Source organism: Caulobacter sp. DWR2-3-1b2 (assembly GCF_049896345.1).
Lineage (GTDB): Bacteria > Pseudomonadota > Alphaproteobacteria > Caulobacterales > Caulobacteraceae > Caulobacter.
Map to the genome: position 1 here is coordinate 1,031,066 of NZ_JAFCUC010000001.1, position 19,144 is coordinate 1,050,209.

The window sequence follows — 19,144 nt, forward strand, 5'->3', positions numbered from 1 at the left end:
TGCACGAATTATTTTTGCACGTGCGCCTCACCGCCTGGGGTGGAGTGCTTCCGCTGCGGAATCTCGATGCCCGCTAGACGCAAGCTCAGACATAGAAATGCTACCGGTATCGTAATTTCCGCTACCCGTCCCACCAGGCGCTGCGACGTTGGGTCACGGTACAGTTAAGGTCGTGGAAACCGTCTTCTCCGCACAAATGGCGTGCGACGCGGGCGCTTCAGCTGCCGGTTTAGATACCTGTCGATCTGAAGGCTCCCGTGCTCGCCGCCCAACACCGGAGAGCGGCCATGAACTTTGGCGATTTAAAGATCCCCCACAAGCTGATGACGGTTTTCGCCGTCATGCTGACCGCGATCGCCGTGATGACCGCCACTCTCTATGTGAACCAGCACGAGTACGAGAGCTCGGTCGATCGCACCGAGCAGGCCTACGAGTCGCTGCGCGCCGCTGACACCGCCGCCTTCCGTCTGACGCGGCAGGAGAACTCGCTGCGCGGTTTCCTGCTCTCTGGCGACGATTACTACGTCAAGCGCCTGGAAGAGGCTCATAAGCCGAAATTCATGGCCGCCCTCGACAAGCTGCGCGTCCTGGCCAAGGGCGACGAGTCCGACCTGGCCCGCATCGCCGCGGTCGACGCCGCCTATGCCGATTATCGCAAGCTTGCCATCGAGCCGGGCGAGGCCCTGGGCCGCGATCCGCTGACCCGCCCGCAGGCCGTCGAACTGGTCAAGCACGACGGCGTCGCCGACCAGGCGGTGACGCCGGTCGAGGACACCATCGAAGCCATCGTCGAGGATTCCGAAGCCGTGCTGGCCACCGAGGCCGCCGCGCAGAAGAAGGCCTCGCTGGCAACCACCCTGGCCCTGGCCATCGGCGCCGCCGTGACCATCGCCATCGCCTTGGGGGGCGGCCTGCTGCTGTCGGGCGCCATAGTCGGACCCGTGGCCGCCATGACCGCGGCCATGCGCCGCCTGGCTTCGGGCGACAACAGCGTCGAGGTTCCGGCGATCGGCCGCAAGGACGAGATCGGGCAGATGGCCGCCGCCGTCCTCACCTTTAAGGAAGCCGCCATCGAGAAGATCGGCATCGAGGGCGCCGCCGCCAGCCAGCGTCGCGCCACCGAGACCGAACGCGCCGCCGTGGCGGACGAGAAGGCTCAGGTCGAGCGCAGCGACGCCGTCAATTTCGGCGCCCTGAACGAGGCCTTGGATCATCTGGCCGGCGGCGATCTGACCCACCGGATCGTCATTCCCTTCTCGCCCAAGGCCGAGAGCCTGAAGGCCAATTTCAACGCCGCCGCGGACCGCATGCAGGACGCGATGAAGGCCATCGCCGCCGTCACGGGCGGGGTCAACAGCGGGACCGATGAGATCGCCAGCGCTTCGGATGACCTGTCGCGCCGCACCGAGCAGCAGGCCGCCAGCCTGGAGGAGACCGCCGCCGCCCTCGACGAGATCACCGCCACCGTCCGCAAGACCGCCGCCGGCGCCAAGAAGGCCTCCAGCGTGGTCGCCGTGGCCCGCGCCGACGCCGAGAAATCCGGCAAGATCGTCAGCCAGGCGGTCAGCGCCATGACCGAGATCGAGACCTCGTCCGCCCAGGTCGCCCAGATCATCGGCGTCATCGACGAGATCGCCTTCCAGACCAACCTGCTGGCCCTGAACGCCGGCGTCGAAGCCGCCCGGGCCGGTGACGCGGGCCGCGGCTTCGCCGTCGTCGCTCAGGAAGTGCGGGCCCTGGCCCAACGCTCGGCCGACGCCGCCAAGGAGATCAAGACCCTGATCTCGACCTCGACCCAGCAGGTCGAGGCCGGCGTCAATCTGGTCGGCCAGACCGGCGAGGCCCTGCGCCGCATCGTAGAGCAGGTGGCGTCGATCGACGCCCTGGTCACCGAGATCTCGGCCTCGGCCACCGAACAATCGACCGGCCTGCACGAGGTCAATACCGCCGTGAACCAGATGGACCAGGTGGTCCAGCAGAACGCCGCCATGGTCGAGCAAGCCACCGCCGCCACCCACTCGCTGAAAGACGAGGCCACCGAACTGTCGGCCTTGGTCGGGCGCTTCAAGGTCGGCGCCGAAGCGGCCTTCGCACCGGCCCGGCGCTCGCCGGCGCCCGCTCGTCCCAACACGGCCGTCCGTCCAGGACGTTCCGCCCCCGCGTCGCGCGGAAACACGGCCGTCGCGATGAAGGCCGACGAGTGGGAAGAGTTCTAGGCGGCCAAAGTCAGACTCAGAACCATCCCGCTTCCCGCAGCCCCCGCGCATAGGCCCGGCTGACCGGAACTTCGACGCCGCCCTTCAGGGTGAGGGTCGCGCGGCCGTCGCCGCGCTTGGCGGTCTCGACCGCGTCGCGGGCCACCCACCATGAGCGGTGGGTCTGGGCGCCCTCGATGCCCTCGAGCTCCGCCACGGCGTCGGACAGGCGCAGCAGGATCAGGTCCTGTCCCTTGGAGGTGTGCAGCCGCAGATAGTGGTCCTCGGCCTCGACGGCGTGGATCTCGGCTCCGCGCAGGCGAGGCGGCAGGCGTTCAAGGAAGCGGGGCGGGGCGGCTTCCGGCGGGGCGGCGTGGGTTTCGACCCGCCGCTGGGTGGCCAGCAGCATCAGGGTTGTCATGCCGCTGGTCACCACCAGGGTGGCGCCAAGATAGGTGGCGACGATGCGCGGGGTCAGAGCCTGGCGACCGCCGGCGACCCAGACCAGCAGGGTGAACAGCGGCGTCAGCACGGCGACGATGACAGGGCCCCGCAGCCAGGGCGCGTCGATATCCGGTCGCAACCGCGTGACCAGACGGGCGACCAGGCTGCCCAGCACCGCGCCCAGCACACACAGGCCGATCCAATAGGCCAGGCGGGGGACGATCGGCATGGCGCCGCTCCCGAGCGCGCCGATCAGGGCCAGGAAGGCGCCGGCCGCCGCCGCGACGGCGATCGGCCGGGCGAAGCTCTTCAGGAAGGCGACCAGCGGACCATGCTTGGCGGTGTCCGTTGGCGCTTCGCCAATGGCGCCCGGGCGCCGTTCACGAACTCCCGACGCTTTCTCACGCACCTGCCGATGACCCCCCAAACCGCTGGCCCTAAGCCGGACCAGCCTTGATCGGCCTACCACGGCCTGATCGCTTCGGGAGAAACAAGATGTCCGACCAAAGCCCGTTCATCAGTCCGGCTCACTTCATGCGCACGATCTTCATCGGCCTGGCCGTTACGGTGGTGTTGATCCTCGCCGCCGGCGCGGTCCACGGCGTCGGGCCCGCCGCCATCGCGAACCGCTTCCTGCACCTGCCAGGCCATCTGCATGCGCCGCATTTGGAGCTCCTGGCGATGGCGCCCATCCAGATCCGCCTTCATGTCGCGGCGGTCAGCACGGCGCTGTTGGTGGGGGTGGCGCTGATGCTGGGGTTGAAGGGCGACACCCTGCACCGCACCCTCGGGTGGGTCTGGGTCATCGCTATGGCCACGGCGGCGATCTCGTCGCTGTTCATCCATCGCACCAACGGGAACTTCAGCTTCCTGCATCTGTTCGCCGGCTGGACCCTGATCGCCCTGCCGATGGGGGTGTTCGCGGCCCGCAAGCACAATGTCCGCCTGCACGGCCGGACCATGACCGGCCTGTTCGTCGGCGGCCTGCTGATCGCCGGGGCCGCCGCCTTCCTGCCCGGTCGGCTGATGTGGCAGATGGTGTTCGGCTAGGGACGGTGCGCGCGCCACGCTTGCCACCCGGCCAAGGCAGGGCCTACGAACGGTCAAGCCACGCGCGGATCGCAGAAAAATGACGTCGCCAGTTCGAGCTCCTCGCGCCAAGACGGCCGGGCGCGGCCGTCCCTCCAAGGCCACCGGCCGGGACCTGAAGGAAACCATCCTCGACGCCGCCGAGGGGCTGTTCGCGCGACACGGCTTCCACGGGGTGACCATCCGCCAGGTGGCCGCAGAGGCCGGCGTCGACACCGCCCTGATCCACTATTATTTCGGCGCCAAGCGCGAGCTGTTCGACGCGGTGTTCTTGCGCCGGGCCGAAATCCTCAACACCGCCCGCGGCCTGTCGATGGACGCCTATGAGAGGGTTCATGCGGGCGATATGACCGTCGAGGGCGTGATCGAGGCCTTCATCGAACCGCTGCTGCGCATCTCGCAGGACGGCGGTCAGGGCTGGAAGAGCTATTTCGCCCTGGTGGCCCAGGTCAACAACACTCCGGCCTGGGGCGGCGAGACCATGGCGCGGTTCTTCGACCCCGTCGTCCACCGCCTGGTCGAAACCCTGAAGGTCGTTCGTCCGGACGCTGAATATTGCGACCTGTACTGGAGCTACCAGTTCCTGACCGGCTCGATGATGCTGGCCCTGTCGGAGACTGGCCGCATCGACTCGCTGTCCGAGGGGCAGTGCCATTCCAGCGACCTCGGCGCGGTACGCGCCCGGCTGTTCGCCTATTGCGCCGCCGGCTTCGAGGCGGTGATCGCGCGGGCGGCGAAGCCTTGATTTTCCGGAATAGACGCCGTTCGACGGAGCGCCACCGTTCCGCCCATTTCGGGCTACAAGAGCGCTGAGGAACGCGGAACCCTGACCATGAGCGGCGACGACCGGCACATCTTCCACGATCCCACCGGCAAGCGGGACCGGCGGATGCGTCTGATCCTGGGGATCGGCCTGTCGGCGCTGGCGGCGATCGTCGCGGCCTTCCTGGCCACCCTGGCCTTCGCCCCGCGCCTGCCGTCGGTGATCCTGCGGGACCCGCACATCCTGTCGTCGCTGCACAAGGAAACGGCCCATCGGCTGAAGCCCACCCTGGCCTGGCGCAAGGTTCCCCGCCCCGCCGCAGCGGCGGGGATCGGCCCGGCCCGGCCGATCAGCGTCGGCTTCTATGTCAGCTGGGACGAGGACTCCCGCGAGTCCCTGCGGCGCAATATCGACAAGCTGGACGTGGTGTCGCCCCAGTGGGTGGCGCTGAAGAGCTCGGCCGGCGACGTGACAGTCGACGACGACCCGCAGGGCGTGGCGCGGATCGCCGCCGCGCCCAACCATCCTGCGGTGCTTCCCCTGGTCCACAACTCGGCCAATGCCAGCTTCAACGGCCCGCTAGCCGACGCCCTGTTGGCTGATCCCGCCGCCCGCCACAAGCTCGTGACCACCCTGGCCGATCTGGCGGTCAAGCGCGGCTATGGCGGCTATGTCTTCGACCTGGAGAACCTGGGGCCCAAGGGTCTGGCGAACTATCCCAAGCTGCTGGACGAGGCCCGCGCGGCCTTGAAGCCTCAGGGCCGCGAGGTGTGGGTCACCGCGCCGTTCGACGAGGAGGGCTGGCCGCTTAAGCGTCTGCAGGACGCCGCCGATACCCTGGTGCTGATGGCCTATGACCAGCACTACGCCTTCGGCGATCCGGGACCCAACGCCGGCCAGGACTGGTACGAGTCCGAACTGGCCAAGCGGTTCGCCAAGCTGGATCCCGCCCGCACGATCATGGCCCTGGGCGCCTATGGCTACGACTGGACCATCAAAAAGGATGGCAAGCCGGCGGCCGGTGACGCGGTCACCTTCCACGAGGCCATGCGCAACGCCCAGGACGCCGGCGCGACCATCGACATGGACGACGACGCCCTGAACCCGACCTATGGCTATGAGGACGACGGCGGCGGCCAGCATGTCGTCTGGTTCCTGGACGCCACCACCCTGTTCAACGCGGTCAAGGTCACCGACCAGTGGCGACCGCGGGGCTACGGCCTGTGGCGGATGGGCATGGAGGATCCGGGTGTCTGGAGCGTGCTGGGCAAGCCCTATGGGCAGGTCTCGGCCGCCGGCCTGACCCGCATCCCGGCCGGCCAGAGCGTCGATTTCGACGGCGGCGGCGAGGTGCTGCGGGTTTCGGCCCTGCCCACGCCCGGCAAACGCACCCTGGAGTTCGATCCCGACACCGGCCTGATCTCCGGCCAGACCTACGACACCCTACCCAGTTCCTATGTGATCGAGCGCTACGGCCAGAAGCCCGGTCTGGTGGCCCTGACCTTCGATGACGGCCCCGACGGCCGCTGGACGCCGAAGATCCTCAAGGTCCTGAAGGACAAGAACGCCCCGGCCACCTTCTTCGTGATCGGCGAGAACATGCAGACGAGGCCCGATCTGGTGAAGCGCGAGGTCGCCGAGGGCCATGACGTGGGCAGCCACACCTGGACCCACCCCAATATCGGCGAGACGCCGATCGCCCAGACCGATGTCGAGCTGAACGCCACCCAGCGCCTGTTCGAGGTGATCACCGGCCGCTCGATGCGCCTGTTCCGCCCGCCGTTCTTCGGTGACGCCGAGCCTTCGACCCCGCACGAGGTGGCGCCGCTGGTGATCGCCCAGACCCTGGGCTATCTGGTCGCCGGCCTCCGCATCGACCCTGACGACTGGCAGAAGCCAACGCCCCAGACGATCATCGACCGCACCCTGGAGCGGCTCGACCATCCGGGCGACCGGCCGGGTCAGGTGGTGCTGCTGCACGACGCCGGCGGCGACCGGTCGCGGACCGTCGCGGCCCTGCCGGGCCTGATCGACGCCATCCGCGCCCGGGGCTACCGCCTGGTGACGGTCGGCGAACTGGCCGGGATGACGCCAGCCCAGGTCATGCCGGTCAGCGATCGCGACCCGGTGGCCCTGGCGCTGGACCGCGTCGGTTTTGGCCTGTTTCGCGGGGTGAAGGCGGGCTTGGCCGCCCTGTTCATCACCGCCATCGCCCTGGGCATGGCGCGGTTGGTGTTCCTGGCGGGACTGGCCCTGGTTCACCGCTCGACGCATCAAAGCCCGCAGAACCTCGATCCCGAAACCGGTCCGCTGGTCAGCGTGCTGATACCCTGTTTCAACGAGGGGAAGGTCATCGCCGCCTCGGTGGCGCGGATCCTGGAGTCGGAGTGGAAGAACCTCGAGGTGCTGGTGCTCGACGACGGCTCGTCCGACGCCACCGCCGACGAGGTGCGCAAGGCCCACGGCGACAATCCGCGCGTCACCCTGCTGAGCTTTCCGAATGGCGGCAAGGCGCGGGCGGTCAATCGCGGCCTGGCCGTCGCCAAGGGCGAGTATGTGGTGGCGCTGGACGCCGACACGCTGTTTCCGCCCAAGACCATCGGGCGCCTGGTGCGCTGGTTCCAGGATCCGACCATCGGAGCGGTGGCCGGCAACGCCATCGTCGGCAACCGGGTCAATACCGTCACCCGCTGGCAGGCCCTGGAATATGTCACCGCCCAGAACCTCGAACGCCGCGCCCTGGCGACCCTGGGCGCGGTGACGGTGGTGCCGGGCGCGGTCGGCGCCTGGCGCAAGAGCGTGCTGGACGACCTGGGCGGCTATCCCTCGGACACCCTGGCCGAGGACCAGGACCTGACCATCGCCTGTCAGCGCGCCGGCTGGAAGGTGGCCTTCGATCCCGCCGCCCAGGCCTTCACCGAGGCCCCCGACACCGTGGCGGGCCTGCTCAAGCAGCGCTTCCGCTGGTCGTTCGGCACCCTTCAGTGCGTGTGGAAGCATCGCGCGGCGCTGTTCAGCCCCAAGACACCCGCCTTGGGTTTTGTGGCCCTGCCGCAGATCTGGCTTTTCCAGATCCTGTTGGCCGTCGCCGCCCCCCTGGTTGATCTGGCGGTGGTCTGGGGGCTGATCTCCGGCCTGTACGGCGCCATCGCCCACCCGGTGGAATGGTCACCCGACGACACCATCCGGGGCCTGCTCTATTGGGCGGTGTTCATCCTGGTGGACCTATCGGCCGGGGCGCTGGGCATGGCGCTGGAGAAGCGCGCGCCCTGGGCCGACCTTCCGTACCTGCCCGTGCAGCGCTTCGGCTATCGCCAGCTGATGTACTATGTGGTGGTCAAGTCGGTGCTGACCGCCGCGCGGGGCGGCCGGGTCGGCTGGGGCAAGCTGGAGCGGCGGGGCTCGGCGACGGTGAGGGCCGGGTGATGACAAGGTTTTCATTCGGTCAAGTTATTGGTAGCGGTACCTTTTATGCGACGCCGCGGACCGGCCAGGCCTCCTGAAAAGCGGATGTGCGCCGAAAAGTCCAAGCCGTGTCGGGGTTGGGCAAGGCCGGCCCACTTTTTCACATGAGCGGCCTAATCGGTCCGCGCGCGGTTGCGCCTGCCAAATAGCACTCCTATAACCCGGCCACATTTCAGAAGCCGTCGCCCCGAGACCGGTCCCTCATGAACATTCACGAACACCAAGCCAAAGCCGTCCTCGCGGAGTTCGGCGTCCCCGTTCCGCGCGGCTACCCCGCCTTCACCGTCGAGGAGGCTGTAGCCGCCGCTGAAAAGCTGGGTGGTTCGGTGTTTGTCGTCAAAAGCCAGATCCACGCCGGTGGCCGCGGCAAGGGCAAGTTCGAGGGCCTGGGCCCCGACGCCAAGGGCGGCGTTCGCGTCGTCAAGTCGGTGGAAGACGTCAAGACCAACGCCGCCGAGATGCTCGGTCGCGTGCTGGTGACCCACCAGACCGGCCCCAAGGGCAAGCAGGTAAACCGCCTCTACATCGAGGAAGGCGCGGCCATCGCCAAGGAATTCTACCTGTCGCTGCTGGTCGACCGCGAGACCTCGATGGTCTCGGTGGTCGCCTCCACCGAAGGCGGCATGGACATCGAGGACGTCGCCCACGACACTCCCGAGAAAATCCACAGCTTCTCGATCGATCCGGCGACCGGCGTCTGGCCGACCCACGCGCGCGCCCTGGCCAAGGCCTTGGGCCTGACCGGCGGCCTGGCCAAGGAAGCCGCCACCCTGCTCACCCAGCTCTATACGGCGTTCCTGGCCAAGGACATGGCCATGCTGGAAGTGAACCCGCTGATCGTCACGGCGGATGATCACCTGAAGGTTCTGGACGCCAAGGTGTCGTTCGACGGCAACGCCCTCTATCGCCAGCCGGACATCCGCGCCCTGCGCGATGAGAGCGAAGAAGACCCCAAGGAAATCGAAGCCTCGAAGTATGACCTTGCGTATATCGCCCTCGACGGCGAAATCGGCTGCATGGTCAACGGCGCGGGCCTGGCCATGGCCACCATGGACATCATCAAGCTGTACGGCGCCGAGCCGGCCAACTTCCTCGACGTCGGCGGCGGCGCCAACAAGGAGAAGGTCACCGCGGCCTTCAAGATCATCACCGCCGACCCGGCCGTCAAAGGCATACTGGTCAACATCTTCGGCGGCATCATGCGCTGCGATATCATCGCCGAGGGCGTGATCGCCGCGGTGAAGGAAGTCGGCCTGCAGGTTCCGCTGGTGGTGCGCCTGGAAGGCACCAATGTCGAACTCGGCAAGAAAATCATCTCGGAAAGCGGCCTGAACGTCATCGCCGCCAATGATCTGTCCGACGGCGCCGAAAAGATCGTCGCCGCCGTGAAGGGTGCTCGCTAAATGTCGATCCTTATCGGTTCTGAAACCAAGGTCATCTGCCAGGGCATCACCGGCGCCCAGGGCACGTTCCACTCCGAACAGGCCATCGCCTACGGAACCAAGATGGTCGGCGGCGTCACCCCCGGCAAGGGCGGCCAGCAGCACATCGGCCTGCCGGTGTTCGACACGGTCGGCGAAGCCAAGGAGGCCACCGGCGCCGACGCCTCGGTGATCTACGTCCCGCCGCCCTTCGCGGCCGACTCGATCCTGGAAGCCATCGACGCGGAGATCGCGCTGATCATCTGCATCACCGAAGGCATCCCGGTGCTGGACATGGTCAAGGTCAAGAAGGCCCTGCAAGGCAGCAAGTCGCGCCTGATCGGCCCCAACTGCCCCGGCGTCCTGACCCCCAACCAGTGCAAGATCGGCATCATGCCGGGCGGCATCTTCTCGGCCGGCAGCGTGGGCGTCGTCTCGCGCTCGGGCACCCTGACCTATGAAGCGGTGTTCCAGACCACCAATGCGGGCCTGGGCCAAACCACGGCGGTCGGCATTGGCGGTGATCCGGTCAAGGGCACCGAGTTCATCGACATTCTGGAGCTGTTCCTGGCCGACGAAGCCACCAAGTCGATCGTGATGATCGGCGAGATCGGCGGCTCGGCCGAGGAAGAAGCCGCGCAGTTCATCGCCGACGAGGCCAAGCGCGGCCGCAGCAAGCCCATGGTCGGCTTCATCGCCGGCCGCACGGCCCCTCCCGGCCGCCACATGGGCCATGCCGGCGCGATCATCTCGGGCGGCAAGGGCGGCGCGGAAGACAAGATCTCGGCGATGGAGGCCGCGGGCATCCGCGTCTCGCCCTCGCCGGCCCGTCTGGGCGAGACCTTGCTTGAGGTCCTCAAGGGCTAAAACGACACCGAGACCCCGCCCTGCGGGGCCCAGGTTTTTTGCGACCGCCAGTCGACGATCCGAAAAAATCACCTGGGCCCCGCCGGACATGGCGGGCGCCCGGGTGATTGAGAGACTATATTTACGGTCCTGGGCTACCGGTGCCGTAAGGGATCTAAGGCGAAAACGATGGCGGACGACGCGGGTATCATCAATCAGGTCTTGACCGAGACCTCGTTCCTCTACGGAGCCAATGCGGCCTTCGTCGAGGACCTCTATGCCCGGTGGGCCGAGAACCCCGGATCGGTGGAGCCGTCCTGGGCCGCCTTCTTCGCCACGCTTCAGGACCAGGCCGACCAGGTCAAGCGCGCCGCGCTGGATCCGTCCTGGACGCCCAAGGCCGCCCCGATCGTGCGTCCCGAATGGCTGTCGGCGATCGACGGCCAGTGGCCCTCGGTCGCGCCCGCCGTCGAAGCCAAGATGACCAAGGCCATCGAGGCCAAGTCGCCGGGCTCGTCGTCGGAAGCCGTTCGCGCCGCCACGCTGGACAGCCTGCGCGCCATCATGATGATCCGGGCCTACCGGATGCGCGGCCATCTGGCCGCCAATCTCGACCCGCTGGGCCTGGAGCCCAAGGCCTCGGCCCCCGAGCTGGACCCCGCGACCTACGGCTTCGCCGAAGCCGACTACGATCGCCCGATCTTCCTCGACTTCGTGCTGGGTCTGGAAATCTCGTCGATCCGCGAGATCCTGTCGATCCTGCGCCGCACCTACTGCGACAATGTCGGCGTGCAATATATGCACATCTCGGATCCGACCGAGAAGGCCTGGCTGCAGGAGCGCATCGAGGGTCGAGACAAGGAAATCGTGTTCTCCAAGGAGGGCAAGATCGCCATCCTGAAGAAGCTGATCGAGGCCGAGGGCTTCGAACGCTTCCTACACAAGCGCTTCCCCGGCACCAAGCGCTTCGGCCTCGATGGCGCCGAGGCCTGCATCCCGGCCCTGGAGCAGATCATCAAGCGCGGCGGCGCGCTGGGCGTGAAGGACATCGTGCTGGGCATGCCGCACCGCGGCCGCCTCAACGTGCTGGCCGCCGTGATGGGCAAGCCCTATCACGTGATCTTCCACGAGTTCCAGGGCGGCACCAGCCTGCCCTCGGACGTCGAGGGTTCGGGCGACGTCAAGTACCACATGGGCGCCTCATCGGACCGTGAGTTCGACGATAACAGCGTCCACCTGTCGCTGACCGCCAACCCCTCGCACCTGGAAATCGTCAATCCGGTGGTGATCGGCAAGGCCCGCGCCAAGCAGGCCTTCGCCCTGCGCGAACAGCCCGACGCTGGCCGCGGCCACGTGCTGCCGCTGCTGCTGCACGGCGACGCGGCCTTCGCGGGCCAGGGCGTGGTGGCCGAGTGCTTCACCCTGTCGGGCCTGAAGGGCTACCGCACGGGCGGCACCATACACTTCATCGTCAACAACCAGATCGGCTTCACGACCAACCCGCGCTATTCGCGCAGCTCGCCCTATCCCTCGGATGTGGCGCTGATGGTCGAGGCCCCGATCTTCCACGTCAATGGCGACGACCCCGAGGCCGTGGTCTTCGCGGCCAAGGTCTCGACCGAATATCGCCAGATGTTCGGCAAGGACGTGGTCATCGACATGTTCTGCTATCGCCGGTTCGGTCACAATGAAGGTGACGACCCGACGATGACCCAGCCCTTGATGTACGCCAAGATCAAGGATCACGTCTCGACCCGCGAAATCTATAGCCGCCGCCTGATCGCCGAGGGCGTGGCCACCCAGGCCGAGGCCGAGGGCTGGGTCACCGAGTTCGAGAACTTCCTCGACAAGGAATTTGACGCCGGCAAGGCCTATAAGGCCAACAAGGCCGACTGGCTGGACGGCAAGTGGAAGGGCCTGGCCTTGGCCGGGGACGAAGAGCGCAAGGGCAAGACCGACGTCGCCGCGACCCGGCTGCTGGAGATCGGTCGCCAGATCACCACCGTTCCCGACCGCATCAACGCCCACAAGACCGTCAAGCGCGTGATCGACAATCGCCGCGAGGCGATCGAGAAGGGCGAGAACATTGACTGGGGCACGGCCGAGCACCTGGCCTTCGCCACCCTGCTCGACGAGGGCTTCCCCGTCCGCCTGTCCGGCCAGGACAGCGTGCGCGGCACCTTCACCCAGCGCCATTCGGACGTCATCGACCAGACGACCGAAGAACATTACACGCCGCTCAACAACATCCGCCCCGGCCAAGCCCATTACGAGGTGATCGACTCGGCCCTGTCGGAAGAGGCGGTTCTGGGCTTCGAATACGGCTTCTCGCTGGCCGACCCCAACACCATGACCCTTTGGGAAGGCCAGTTCGGCGACTTCGTGAACGGCGCCCAGGTGGTCATCGACCAGTTCATCAGCTCGGGCGAGCGCAAGTGGCTGCGGATGAGCGGCCTGACCATGCTGCTGCCGCACGGCTATGAGGGCCAGGGTCCCGAGCACAGCTCGGCGCGCCTCGAGCGCTTCCTGCAGTCGTGCGCCGAGGACAACATGCAGGTGGTCAACTGCACCACCCCGGCCAACTATTTCCACGCCCTGCGTCGCCAGATGCACCGCGAGTTCCGCAAGCCCTTGATCGTCATGACGCCCAAGAGCCTGCTGCGTCACAAGAAGGCCGTCTCGAACCTGGCCGACATGACCGAGGGTTCCAGCTTCCACCGGGTGATGATCGACGGGGCCGAAGCCGGCTGCGACGTCGGCGGGATCAAGCTGAAGAGCGACGATCAGATCAACCGCGTCATCTTCTGCTCGGGCAAGGTCTATTACGACCTGATCGACGCTCGCGCCAAGTCGGGCCGCGACGACGTCTATATCGTGCGCCTGGAGCAGTTCTATCCCTGGCCGCTGAAGTCGGTGCTGGGCATGCTGGGCCGCTTCAAGAACGCCGAGCTGGTCTGGTGCCAGGAAGAGCCCAAGAACATGGGCGGCTGGACCTTTGTCGATCCGTGGATCGAGCTCAGCCTGGCCAAGCTGGACGTCAAGGCCAAGCGCGCGCGTTATGTGGGTCGTCCCGCCTCGGCCTCCACGGCCGCCGGCATGATGAGCCGCCACCTGAAAGAACTCGAAGCCTTCCTGACCGAAGCGTTCGCCTGACCGCTTCGCTTCGCCTCGACCCTGAACCCGCCGACCAAACCAGAGACATCGGAACCCCACATGGCCGACATCATGACCCCCGCCCTCGGCGAATCCGTCACCGAAGCGACGGTCGCGCGCTGGACCAAGAAGGCCGGTGAGGCGGTGAAGAAGGACGAACTTCTCGTCGAACTGGAAACCGACAAGGTCAGCCTCGAGGTCGTGTCTCCGACCGATGGCGTGTTGTCCTCGATCGGCGCTGAGGAAGGCGCCACCGTGGTTCCTGGAACCGTGCTGGGCGTGGTGACCGAAGGCGCCGCCGCGACCGCCGCTCCGGCCGCCGCCGCGCCTGCCGCTGCTGCTCCGGCTCCGGCCGCTGTTCCCGCGCTGACGCCGGCGCCCGCTCCGGTCGCCGCCGCAGCCCCGGCTGCGACCACCGTCGCCCCGGTCAGCCCGGCCCCGGCCCGCATCGCCGCTGAGAACAATCTGGACCTGTCGAAGGTCGCCGGCACCGGCAAGGACGGCCGGGTGACCAAGGGCGACGCCCTGGCCGCCCTCGAAACCCGCGCCAACGCCCCGGCTCCGGCCGCCGCCCCGGCCGCGCCGCGCGCCATCCATGAGCGCGAAGAGCGGGTGAAGATGACGCGCCTGCGTCAGACAATCGCCCGTCGCCTGAAGGAAGCCCAGAACAACGCCGCCATGCTGACGACCTTCAACGAGGTCGACATGACGGCGGTGATGGCCCTGCGCGGTCAGTACAAGGACATCTTCGAGAAGAAGCACGGCGTGAAGCTGGGCTTCATGTCGTTCTTCACCAAGGCCGTCGTGGCCGCCCTGAAGTCCGTGCCGGACGTCAATGCCGAAATCGATGGGACCGACATCGTCTACAAGAACCACTACGATATCGGCGTGGCGGTCGGCACCGAGAAGGGCCTGGTGGTTCCGGTCGTCCGCGACGCCGACACCCTGAGCCTGGCCGAGATCGAAAAGGCCATCGGCGCCCTGGGCAAGAAGGCCCGCGACGGCCAGCTGTCGATCGACGACATGCAGGGCGGCACCTTCACCATCACCAATGGCGGCATCTACGGCTCGCTGATGTCGACCCCGATCCTCAACGCGCCGCAGTCGGGGATCCTCGGCATGCACGCGATCAAGGAGCGGGCCATGGTGGTGAACGGCAAGATCGAGGTCCGGCCGATGATGTACCTGGCGCTGAGCTACGACCACCGCGTGGTCGACGGCCAGGGCGCCGTGACCTTCCTGGTCAAGGTCAAGGAAGCCCTGGAAGATCCGCAGCGTTTGTTGCTCGAACTGTAGTCGGCCGCCTTCAGGGTTGATCAAGAAAACGGCGTGCGGGCCTGGCCCGCACGCCGTTTCCATGTCTGCCTCTATCCGTCTTCCCAGCGAAGGCCGGGAAGACGGATAGAGAAGGGCCTGCGGCCCTAGTTTTAGGCCTGGGTCAGCTGCCACTCGCCGCGCGTATCCTTGCAGGCGCTGTAGCGCTCCGTGGTCGGACGATCGCCCGAGGTGCTGACCGAGGCGGCGATCACCCGGCAGCCGGGGGCAGGGCCGTAGCCATTCTGGGCCAGCAGCGAGGTCGAGACATAGCCGGCGCCATAGCCGCCGCGGCCGACCAGCAGCCAGTTGCTCGACGGCACGCCGCCCAGGACCTCGACCCGATCGCCGGCCGACAGCTTGCCGACCACCGCCGAACGGGTGGACGGGCCAGCCCGAAGGTTGGCGGTCGAGCGGGCGGTATAGTCGCCGCTCACGGCGTCATAGCTGTCCAGCACCTTGACATTGCGCTCGAAGCGCAGGCCATCGCCGCTCAGCGGCGGGCCGTAGGACGACGACACCACGTCGATCCGGCCCGAGGCCCCGGTGCGCGGGTTGTTCCAGGTCTGCGAGCGGCCCTCTTCCAGGGCGCGCTTGGTGGCCTGTTGGGCCAGGGCGGTGTCGGTCGACTGCATGCGGCAGCCAATATAGGAGCCCGCCGCCGCGCCGGCCGCCGCGCCGACCAGGGCGCCCAGGGTCTTTTCGTTCTTGCTGATCTTGCTGCCCAGCAAAGCGCCGAGGCCGGCCCCGACCAAGGCGCCGCCCTCTTGCTTCTTGCCCGAGCCTTCGCAGGAGAACAGCCCGCCCAATCCTTTGGACTGGGCCATGGCGGGGGCGGGGGCTGCGACAAGCGAGCCGAGCATGGCCGTGACCGAGAGGGCGGCGGCGATTTGATGTCTGGTCATGGGCGATGTTCCTTCGGTTGAAAAGCGTTGAAAGCTTGAGATTGGTTGGCGCGCCTGGCTCTCGTGATACAACTAATCAACGATAAGGGAGGAAGGCACGTGCACGACAAGTTGGACTATAGCTGCTTTGACGTCGAGATCGAGGCGGGTGTCGCCCATCTGATCCTCAAGCGCCCCGAGGCCTTGAACACCATGACCCGCGCGTTCTGGAACGAACTGCCGGCGATCATTCGCGACATCGATGACAACGCCCGCGCCCGCTGCATCGTCATCTCCTCGACCGGCAAGCATTTCTGCGCCGGCATGGACCTGTCGGTGTTCACCGACGGTGAGGGGGTGACCGGGGGAGAACCCGCCGACCGTTTCGTGGCGGCCGAGAGCTTCCGCCGCCACGTGCATCACCTGCAGGACACGTTCAACTGCCTGGACGAGGCCCGGATGCCGGTGATCGTCGCCATCCAGGGCGGCTGCATCGGCGGGGCGGTGGACTTCACCAGCGCCTGCGACATTCGCTACGCCACCGCCGACGCCTTCTTCACGATCCACGAGATCAATATCGGCATGACCGCCGATGTCGGCACCTTCCCGCGCCTGTGCAAGTTGATCCCCGAGGGCTGGGTGCGCGAGCTGGCCTATACGGGCCGGCGGCTGCCCGCCGCGCGGGCGCGTGACATCGGCCTGGTCAACGAGGTGTTCGCCACCCACGAAGAGGTGGTCGCCCACGCCTTGGCCACCGCCCGCGAAATCGCCAGCAAGTCGCCCCTGGCCGTGGCTGGCAGCAAGGTGATGATCAACTACGCCCGCGACCATTCGATCCGGGACGGGCTGGACTATATCGCCACCTGGCAGACCGGCATGTTCTCGCCGCCGCACATGATGGAAGCCTTCCAGGCCAAGGCCCAGGGCCGCGAACCGGTCTATCCCGACCTCGTGCCGCTGCGAAAGCGCATGTAGCTCTGGGGAGCGCTGTTCAGGCCGTGTAACGGTTGTCATCCCGGACAAGGCCCGCAGAGCTGCGGATCCGGGACTGCCGAAACCGCCTGCATTTGACGCCGCGATCAACGCGTCCGTGACCGGCTGAACCAGCTTTCCGCGCGCCTGGACGACGGCGACTGGTTCGACGGGGTCTTCAGCGCTGGCGACCGGATGATGGTGACCGCTCTGCGCAGATTGACGGGATCGGGGATCCTGGAGGCCTGTCCGAATCTGGCGGCCGATGTCGCTCGCGGGGGGGGCGCGGCCCGCCTATCAGCGCGCCTTCACCGCCGCATCGGGCGGCGGATAGCCCGCGAACCCTTCCGGCAGCTCGGCGCTGGTCAGGTCGCAGCCGTCCAGCTTGCAGCGGCCGAGATCGGCGTCGATGAAGCGGGCGCGGCGGGCGCTGGCCCCGGTCAGGTTGGCGTTACGGAGGTTGGCGCGGCTGAGGTCGGTGCGCAGGATCCGGCCCTGGCTGATGGTCAGGGGACCCAGCCTGGCGCCGCTCAGGTCGGCCCGAGCCAATTGAGCGCCGACCAGACGTGCGCCCCGCAGGTCGGCTCCCCGCAGGTTGACGCCCCGCAGGTCGGCCTCGGCCAGGTTGGCGCCTTGCAGATGCACGCCCTCAAGGTCCATGCCGAAGAAGGTCGCGCCCGGCGCCGACAGACCGCTGAGCTTGCGGCCCTTCAATCGCTTCAGCGGCCTGAAATCGACCATCGGGATCCTGGCGGCCGCGCCGTCGCGGCCCTGGGTGGCGATGTGCAACTCGTGCAGTTCGAGAATGTCGTGCAGCGGCTCGTCATCGACATAGATCAGCGGCGGCGGGGCGCGCAGCACCCCCGTCAGGTCGGCGTCCTCGAAGCTGGTCCCGGCCAGGTCGGCGCCGACCAGCACGGCCTTGCGCAATGAGGCCCCGCTCAGGTCGGCGTTGTAGAGATTGGCCCGCGAGAGGTTGGCACCGTCCAGCATCGCGTGGTTGAGCCGCGCGCCCTGCAGGCTGACGCCGGTCAGGTCGGCGTCGGTCAGGTCGGCGGCCCGGGCGAAATCGCCGCTCATCTGGGCGCCGGCCAGGTTGGCGCCGCGGGCCACCGCATGGTCCAACTCGCCGCGCCGCGCGCGGTGCTGGAGGATCTTGAAGCCCTCGGCGGCGTCCTGGGTGGCGGTGACGCCCTCGCGCAGGTCGCAGCCCGACAGGTCGGCCCCCGACAGGTTGGCCCCGCGCAGGCAGGCCCCGCGCAGGTCGCACCGTGACAGGTCGGTTTCGCGCAGGTCGGCGTCGCGCAGGTCGGCTCCGTAGAGGGTGGCGCGGGTCAGGACGGCGCGGGCCATCAGGGCGCCCGACAGCCGTGCGCCCGTCAGGTCGGCTTCCGAAAGATTGACGCCTTCCAGATTGACGTTGTCGAGATCGACATAGGAGAGGTTGGCCCGGGTCCCGCCCGGCTGGCCCTTCAGGTAGCGCGCGTGGGCCTCGACCATGGCCTTCAACGCCCGAAGCGGAAGGGTTCGGATCAGGCCGGCTTGAGCGGAGGGGGCGGCGGCGGACATTCTGGTGGGCTCTTTTCGCCGAACCCTGTCATGTCGGCTTTAAGGAAAGGTTCGATTTGCCCAGAAAAGTCAAAGCCATCCGCGACGTCTGAACCACAGCAGCGGTCCGGCGGCGGCGGCGATCATCAAGAAGATGGCGAACGGGTAGCCGTGCAGCCAGGCGAGCTCCGGCATGTGCTGAAAGTTCATGCCGTAGATCCCCGCCACCAGGGTCGGCGGCAGGAACATCACCGAGAAGACCGAGAAGATCTTGAAGATCGCGTTCTGCTCGATGTTGATAAAGCCTAGCGCCGCATCGAGCAGGAAGGTGATGTTGCCCGACAGGTAGTTGGAATGGTCGGTGATCGACTGGACGTCACGTTGCAGCGATTTGAGGTGGTCGCGCAGTTCCCGGTCGCCCTCGAACTGGTCGGCCAGGCTGGCGAAGCTGAGCAGGCGGGCCAGACTGACCAGGCTGTCGCGAGCCTTAGAATTGATGATCTGGGCCCGGCCCAAGCGGTTGAGGATCGCCTCGAACGCCGCGCCGCGCGGGCGGCTGAAGATGATCCGCGACTGGACCTCGACCTCGCCCGCCGTGCGCTCGAGAATGTCGGCGGTGCGGTCGATCACCGCGTCCAGCAGGCCCAGGAAGGTCTGGGCGCCGCTGGGGCACAGGCTGGGCTGGCGCTCGGCCTGGGCGGCGAACACCGCGAAGGCTTTCGGCTCGACATAACGGATCGTGACCAGCCGCTGGCCGGTCAGCACGAAGGTCACGGGGGCGGCGGTGGGCAGGTCGCTGTCGGCGTGGGCCAGAACCGTGGCGGTCATGAAGGTGCCGCCATCCTCCTGATAGAGGCGCGAGGAGGCCTCGATCTCGGCCATCTCCTCGCGGGTGGGCAGCAGCAGGCCGATCGATTTCTCGACCGCCACTTCTTCGGCGCGGGTAGGATCGACCAACTCGATCCACACCGCGTCGTCGGGCAGCCGCCAGTCGGGCTTTAAGCCGCCCGACTCGAAGCCCGGCGCGCCATGGCGCAGCACTCTCAGCAT

The 19,144-nt window shown here is 67.4% G+C and carries 13 protein-coding genes; 9 read left to right on the forward strand and 4 right to left on the reverse strand.

The features are described from left to right. The first annotated feature begins 287 nt into the window (after positions 1 to 287). Positions 288 to 2,216, forward strand: a complete 1,929-nt coding sequence (locus ACP694_RS05080; protein ID WP_426010916.1) for a methyl-accepting chemotaxis protein — start codon at positions 288 to 290, stop codon at positions 2,214 to 2,216. 16 nt (positions 2,217 to 2,232) lie between these two features. On the opposite strand, the gene ACP694_RS05085 is transcribed toward ACP694_RS05080, so the two are convergent. Next, positions 2,233 to 3,048, reverse strand: a complete 816-nt coding sequence (locus tag ACP694_RS05085) for a LytTR family DNA-binding domain-containing protein (RefSeq protein ID WP_426010918.1) — start codon at positions 3,046 to 3,048, stop codon at positions 2,233 to 2,235. Positions 3,049 to 3,134: 86 nt separating this feature from the next. Between ACP694_RS05085 and ACP694_RS05090 the strand changes: the two genes are divergently transcribed. The 7 genes from ACP694_RS05090 to odhB all read left to right on the forward strand — a co-directional run bounded on the left by ACP694_RS05090 (position 3,135) and on the right by odhB (position 14,672). Then, entirely contained in the window at positions 3,135 to 3,689 is a 555-nt protein-coding gene (locus tag ACP694_RS05090) for a DUF2306 domain-containing protein (protein ID WP_426010919.1), read from the forward strand. A 79-nt stretch (positions 3,690 to 3,768) separates the two neighbouring features. Then, positions 3,769 to 4,473 (forward strand): TetR family transcriptional regulator, encoded by a 705-nt coding sequence (locus tag ACP694_RS05095; RefSeq protein ID WP_426010921.1) that lies wholly within the window; start codon positions 3,769 to 3,771, stop codon positions 4,471 to 4,473. An 87-nt stretch (positions 4,474 to 4,560) separates the two neighbouring features. Further along, the gene (locus tag ACP694_RS05100) at positions 4,561 to 7,917 is read left to right on the forward strand and encodes a glycosyltransferase (protein ID WP_426010923.1); all 3,357 of its coding nucleotides are present in this window, start codon (positions 4,561 to 4,563) and stop codon (positions 7,915 to 7,917) included. A gap of 242 nt (positions 7,918 to 8,159) precedes the next feature. Further along, positions 8,160 to 9,359, forward strand: a complete 1,200-nt coding sequence (gene sucC, locus ACP694_RS05105) for an ADP-forming succinate--CoA ligase subunit beta (protein WP_426010925.1) — start codon at positions 8,160 to 8,162, stop codon at positions 9,357 to 9,359. Beyond that, a complete protein-coding gene (gene sucD, locus ACP694_RS05110) occupies positions 9,360 to 10,244 on the forward strand; it encodes a succinate--CoA ligase subunit alpha (protein WP_426010927.1) in 885 nt (294 codons plus the stop codon). Between the two features lie 168 nt (positions 10,245 to 10,412). Further along, a complete protein-coding gene (locus ACP694_RS05115; RefSeq protein ID WP_426010929.1) occupies positions 10,413 to 13,376 on the forward strand; it encodes a 2-oxoglutarate dehydrogenase E1 component in 2,964 nt (987 codons plus the stop codon). A gap of 60 nt (positions 13,377 to 13,436) precedes the next feature. Further along, a complete protein-coding gene (odhB, locus tag ACP694_RS05120) occupies positions 13,437 to 14,672 on the forward strand; it encodes a 2-oxoglutarate dehydrogenase complex dihydrolipoyllysine-residue succinyltransferase (protein WP_426010930.1) in 1,236 nt (411 codons plus the stop codon). Between the two features lie 131 nt (positions 14,673 to 14,803). Here the strand turns inward: odhB and ACP694_RS05125 are convergent, their stop codons facing one another. Then, positions 14,804 to 15,595, reverse strand: coding sequence for an SH3 domain-containing protein (locus ACP694_RS05125; RefSeq protein WP_426010931.1), 792 nt, complete (start codon positions 15,593 to 15,595; stop codon positions 14,804 to 14,806). Between the two features lie 99 nt (positions 15,596 to 15,694). Here ACP694_RS05125 and ACP694_RS05130 point away from each other — a divergent pair, with 99 nt between their 5' ends. After that, complete coding sequence (locus tag ACP694_RS05130; RefSeq protein ID WP_426010933.1) at positions 15,695 to 16,549, forward strand: crotonase/enoyl-CoA hydratase family protein; 855 nt, start codon at positions 15,695 to 15,697, stop codon at positions 16,547 to 16,549. Between the two features lie 294 nt (positions 16,550 to 16,843). Here ACP694_RS05130 and ACP694_RS05135 read toward each other — a convergent pair whose 3' ends face one another. Beyond that, complete coding sequence (locus tag ACP694_RS05135) at positions 16,844 to 18,115, reverse strand: pentapeptide repeat-containing protein (RefSeq protein WP_426010935.1); 1,272 nt, start codon at positions 18,113 to 18,115, stop codon at positions 16,844 to 16,846. Positions 18,116 to 18,184: 69 nt separating this feature from the next. After that, on the reverse strand, positions 18,185 to 19,144 hold the full coding sequence (locus ACP694_RS05140) for a magnesium transporter CorA family protein (RefSeq protein WP_426010937.1): 960 nt from the start codon (positions 19,142 to 19,144) through the stop codon (positions 18,185 to 18,187).

Coding starts and splice junctions, on each gene's coding strand:
- ACP694_RS05080 (WP_426010916.1), top strand. CDS start 288: ATGAACTTTGGCGATTTAAAGATCCCCCACAAGCTGATGACGGTTTTC.
- ACP694_RS05125 (WP_426010931.1), bottom strand. CDS start 15,595: ATGACCAGACATCAAATCGCCGCCGCCCTCTCGGTCACGGCCATGCTC.
- ACP694_RS05135 (WP_426010935.1), bottom strand. CDS start 18,115: ATGTCCGCCGCCGCCCCCTCCGCTCAAGCCGGCCTGATCCGAACCCTT.
- sucC (WP_426010925.1), top strand. CDS start 8,160: ATGAACATTCACGAACACCAAGCCAAAGCCGTCCTCGCGGAGTTCGGC.
- ACP694_RS05115 (WP_426010929.1), top strand. CDS start 10,413: ATGGCGGACGACGCGGGTATCATCAATCAGGTCTTGACCGAGACCTCG.
- sucD (WP_426010927.1), top strand. CDS start 9,360: ATGTCGATCCTTATCGGTTCTGAAACCAAGGTCATCTGCCAGGGCATC.
- odhB (WP_426010930.1), top strand. CDS start 13,437: ATGGCCGACATCATGACCCCCGCCCTCGGCGAATCCGTCACCGAAGCG.
- ACP694_RS05100 (WP_426010923.1), top strand. CDS start 4,561: ATGAGCGGCGACGACCGGCACATCTTCCACGATCCCACCGGCAAGCGG.
- ACP694_RS05090 (WP_426010919.1), top strand. CDS start 3,135: ATGTCCGACCAAAGCCCGTTCATCAGTCCGGCTCACTTCATGCGCACG.
- ACP694_RS05140 (WP_426010937.1), bottom strand. CDS start 19,144: ATGCTGAGAGTGCTGCGCCATGGCGCGCCGGGCTTCGAGTCGGGCGGC.
- ACP694_RS05095 (WP_426010921.1), top strand. CDS start 3,769: ATGACGTCGCCAGTTCGAGCTCCTCGCGCCAAGACGGCCGGGCGCGGC.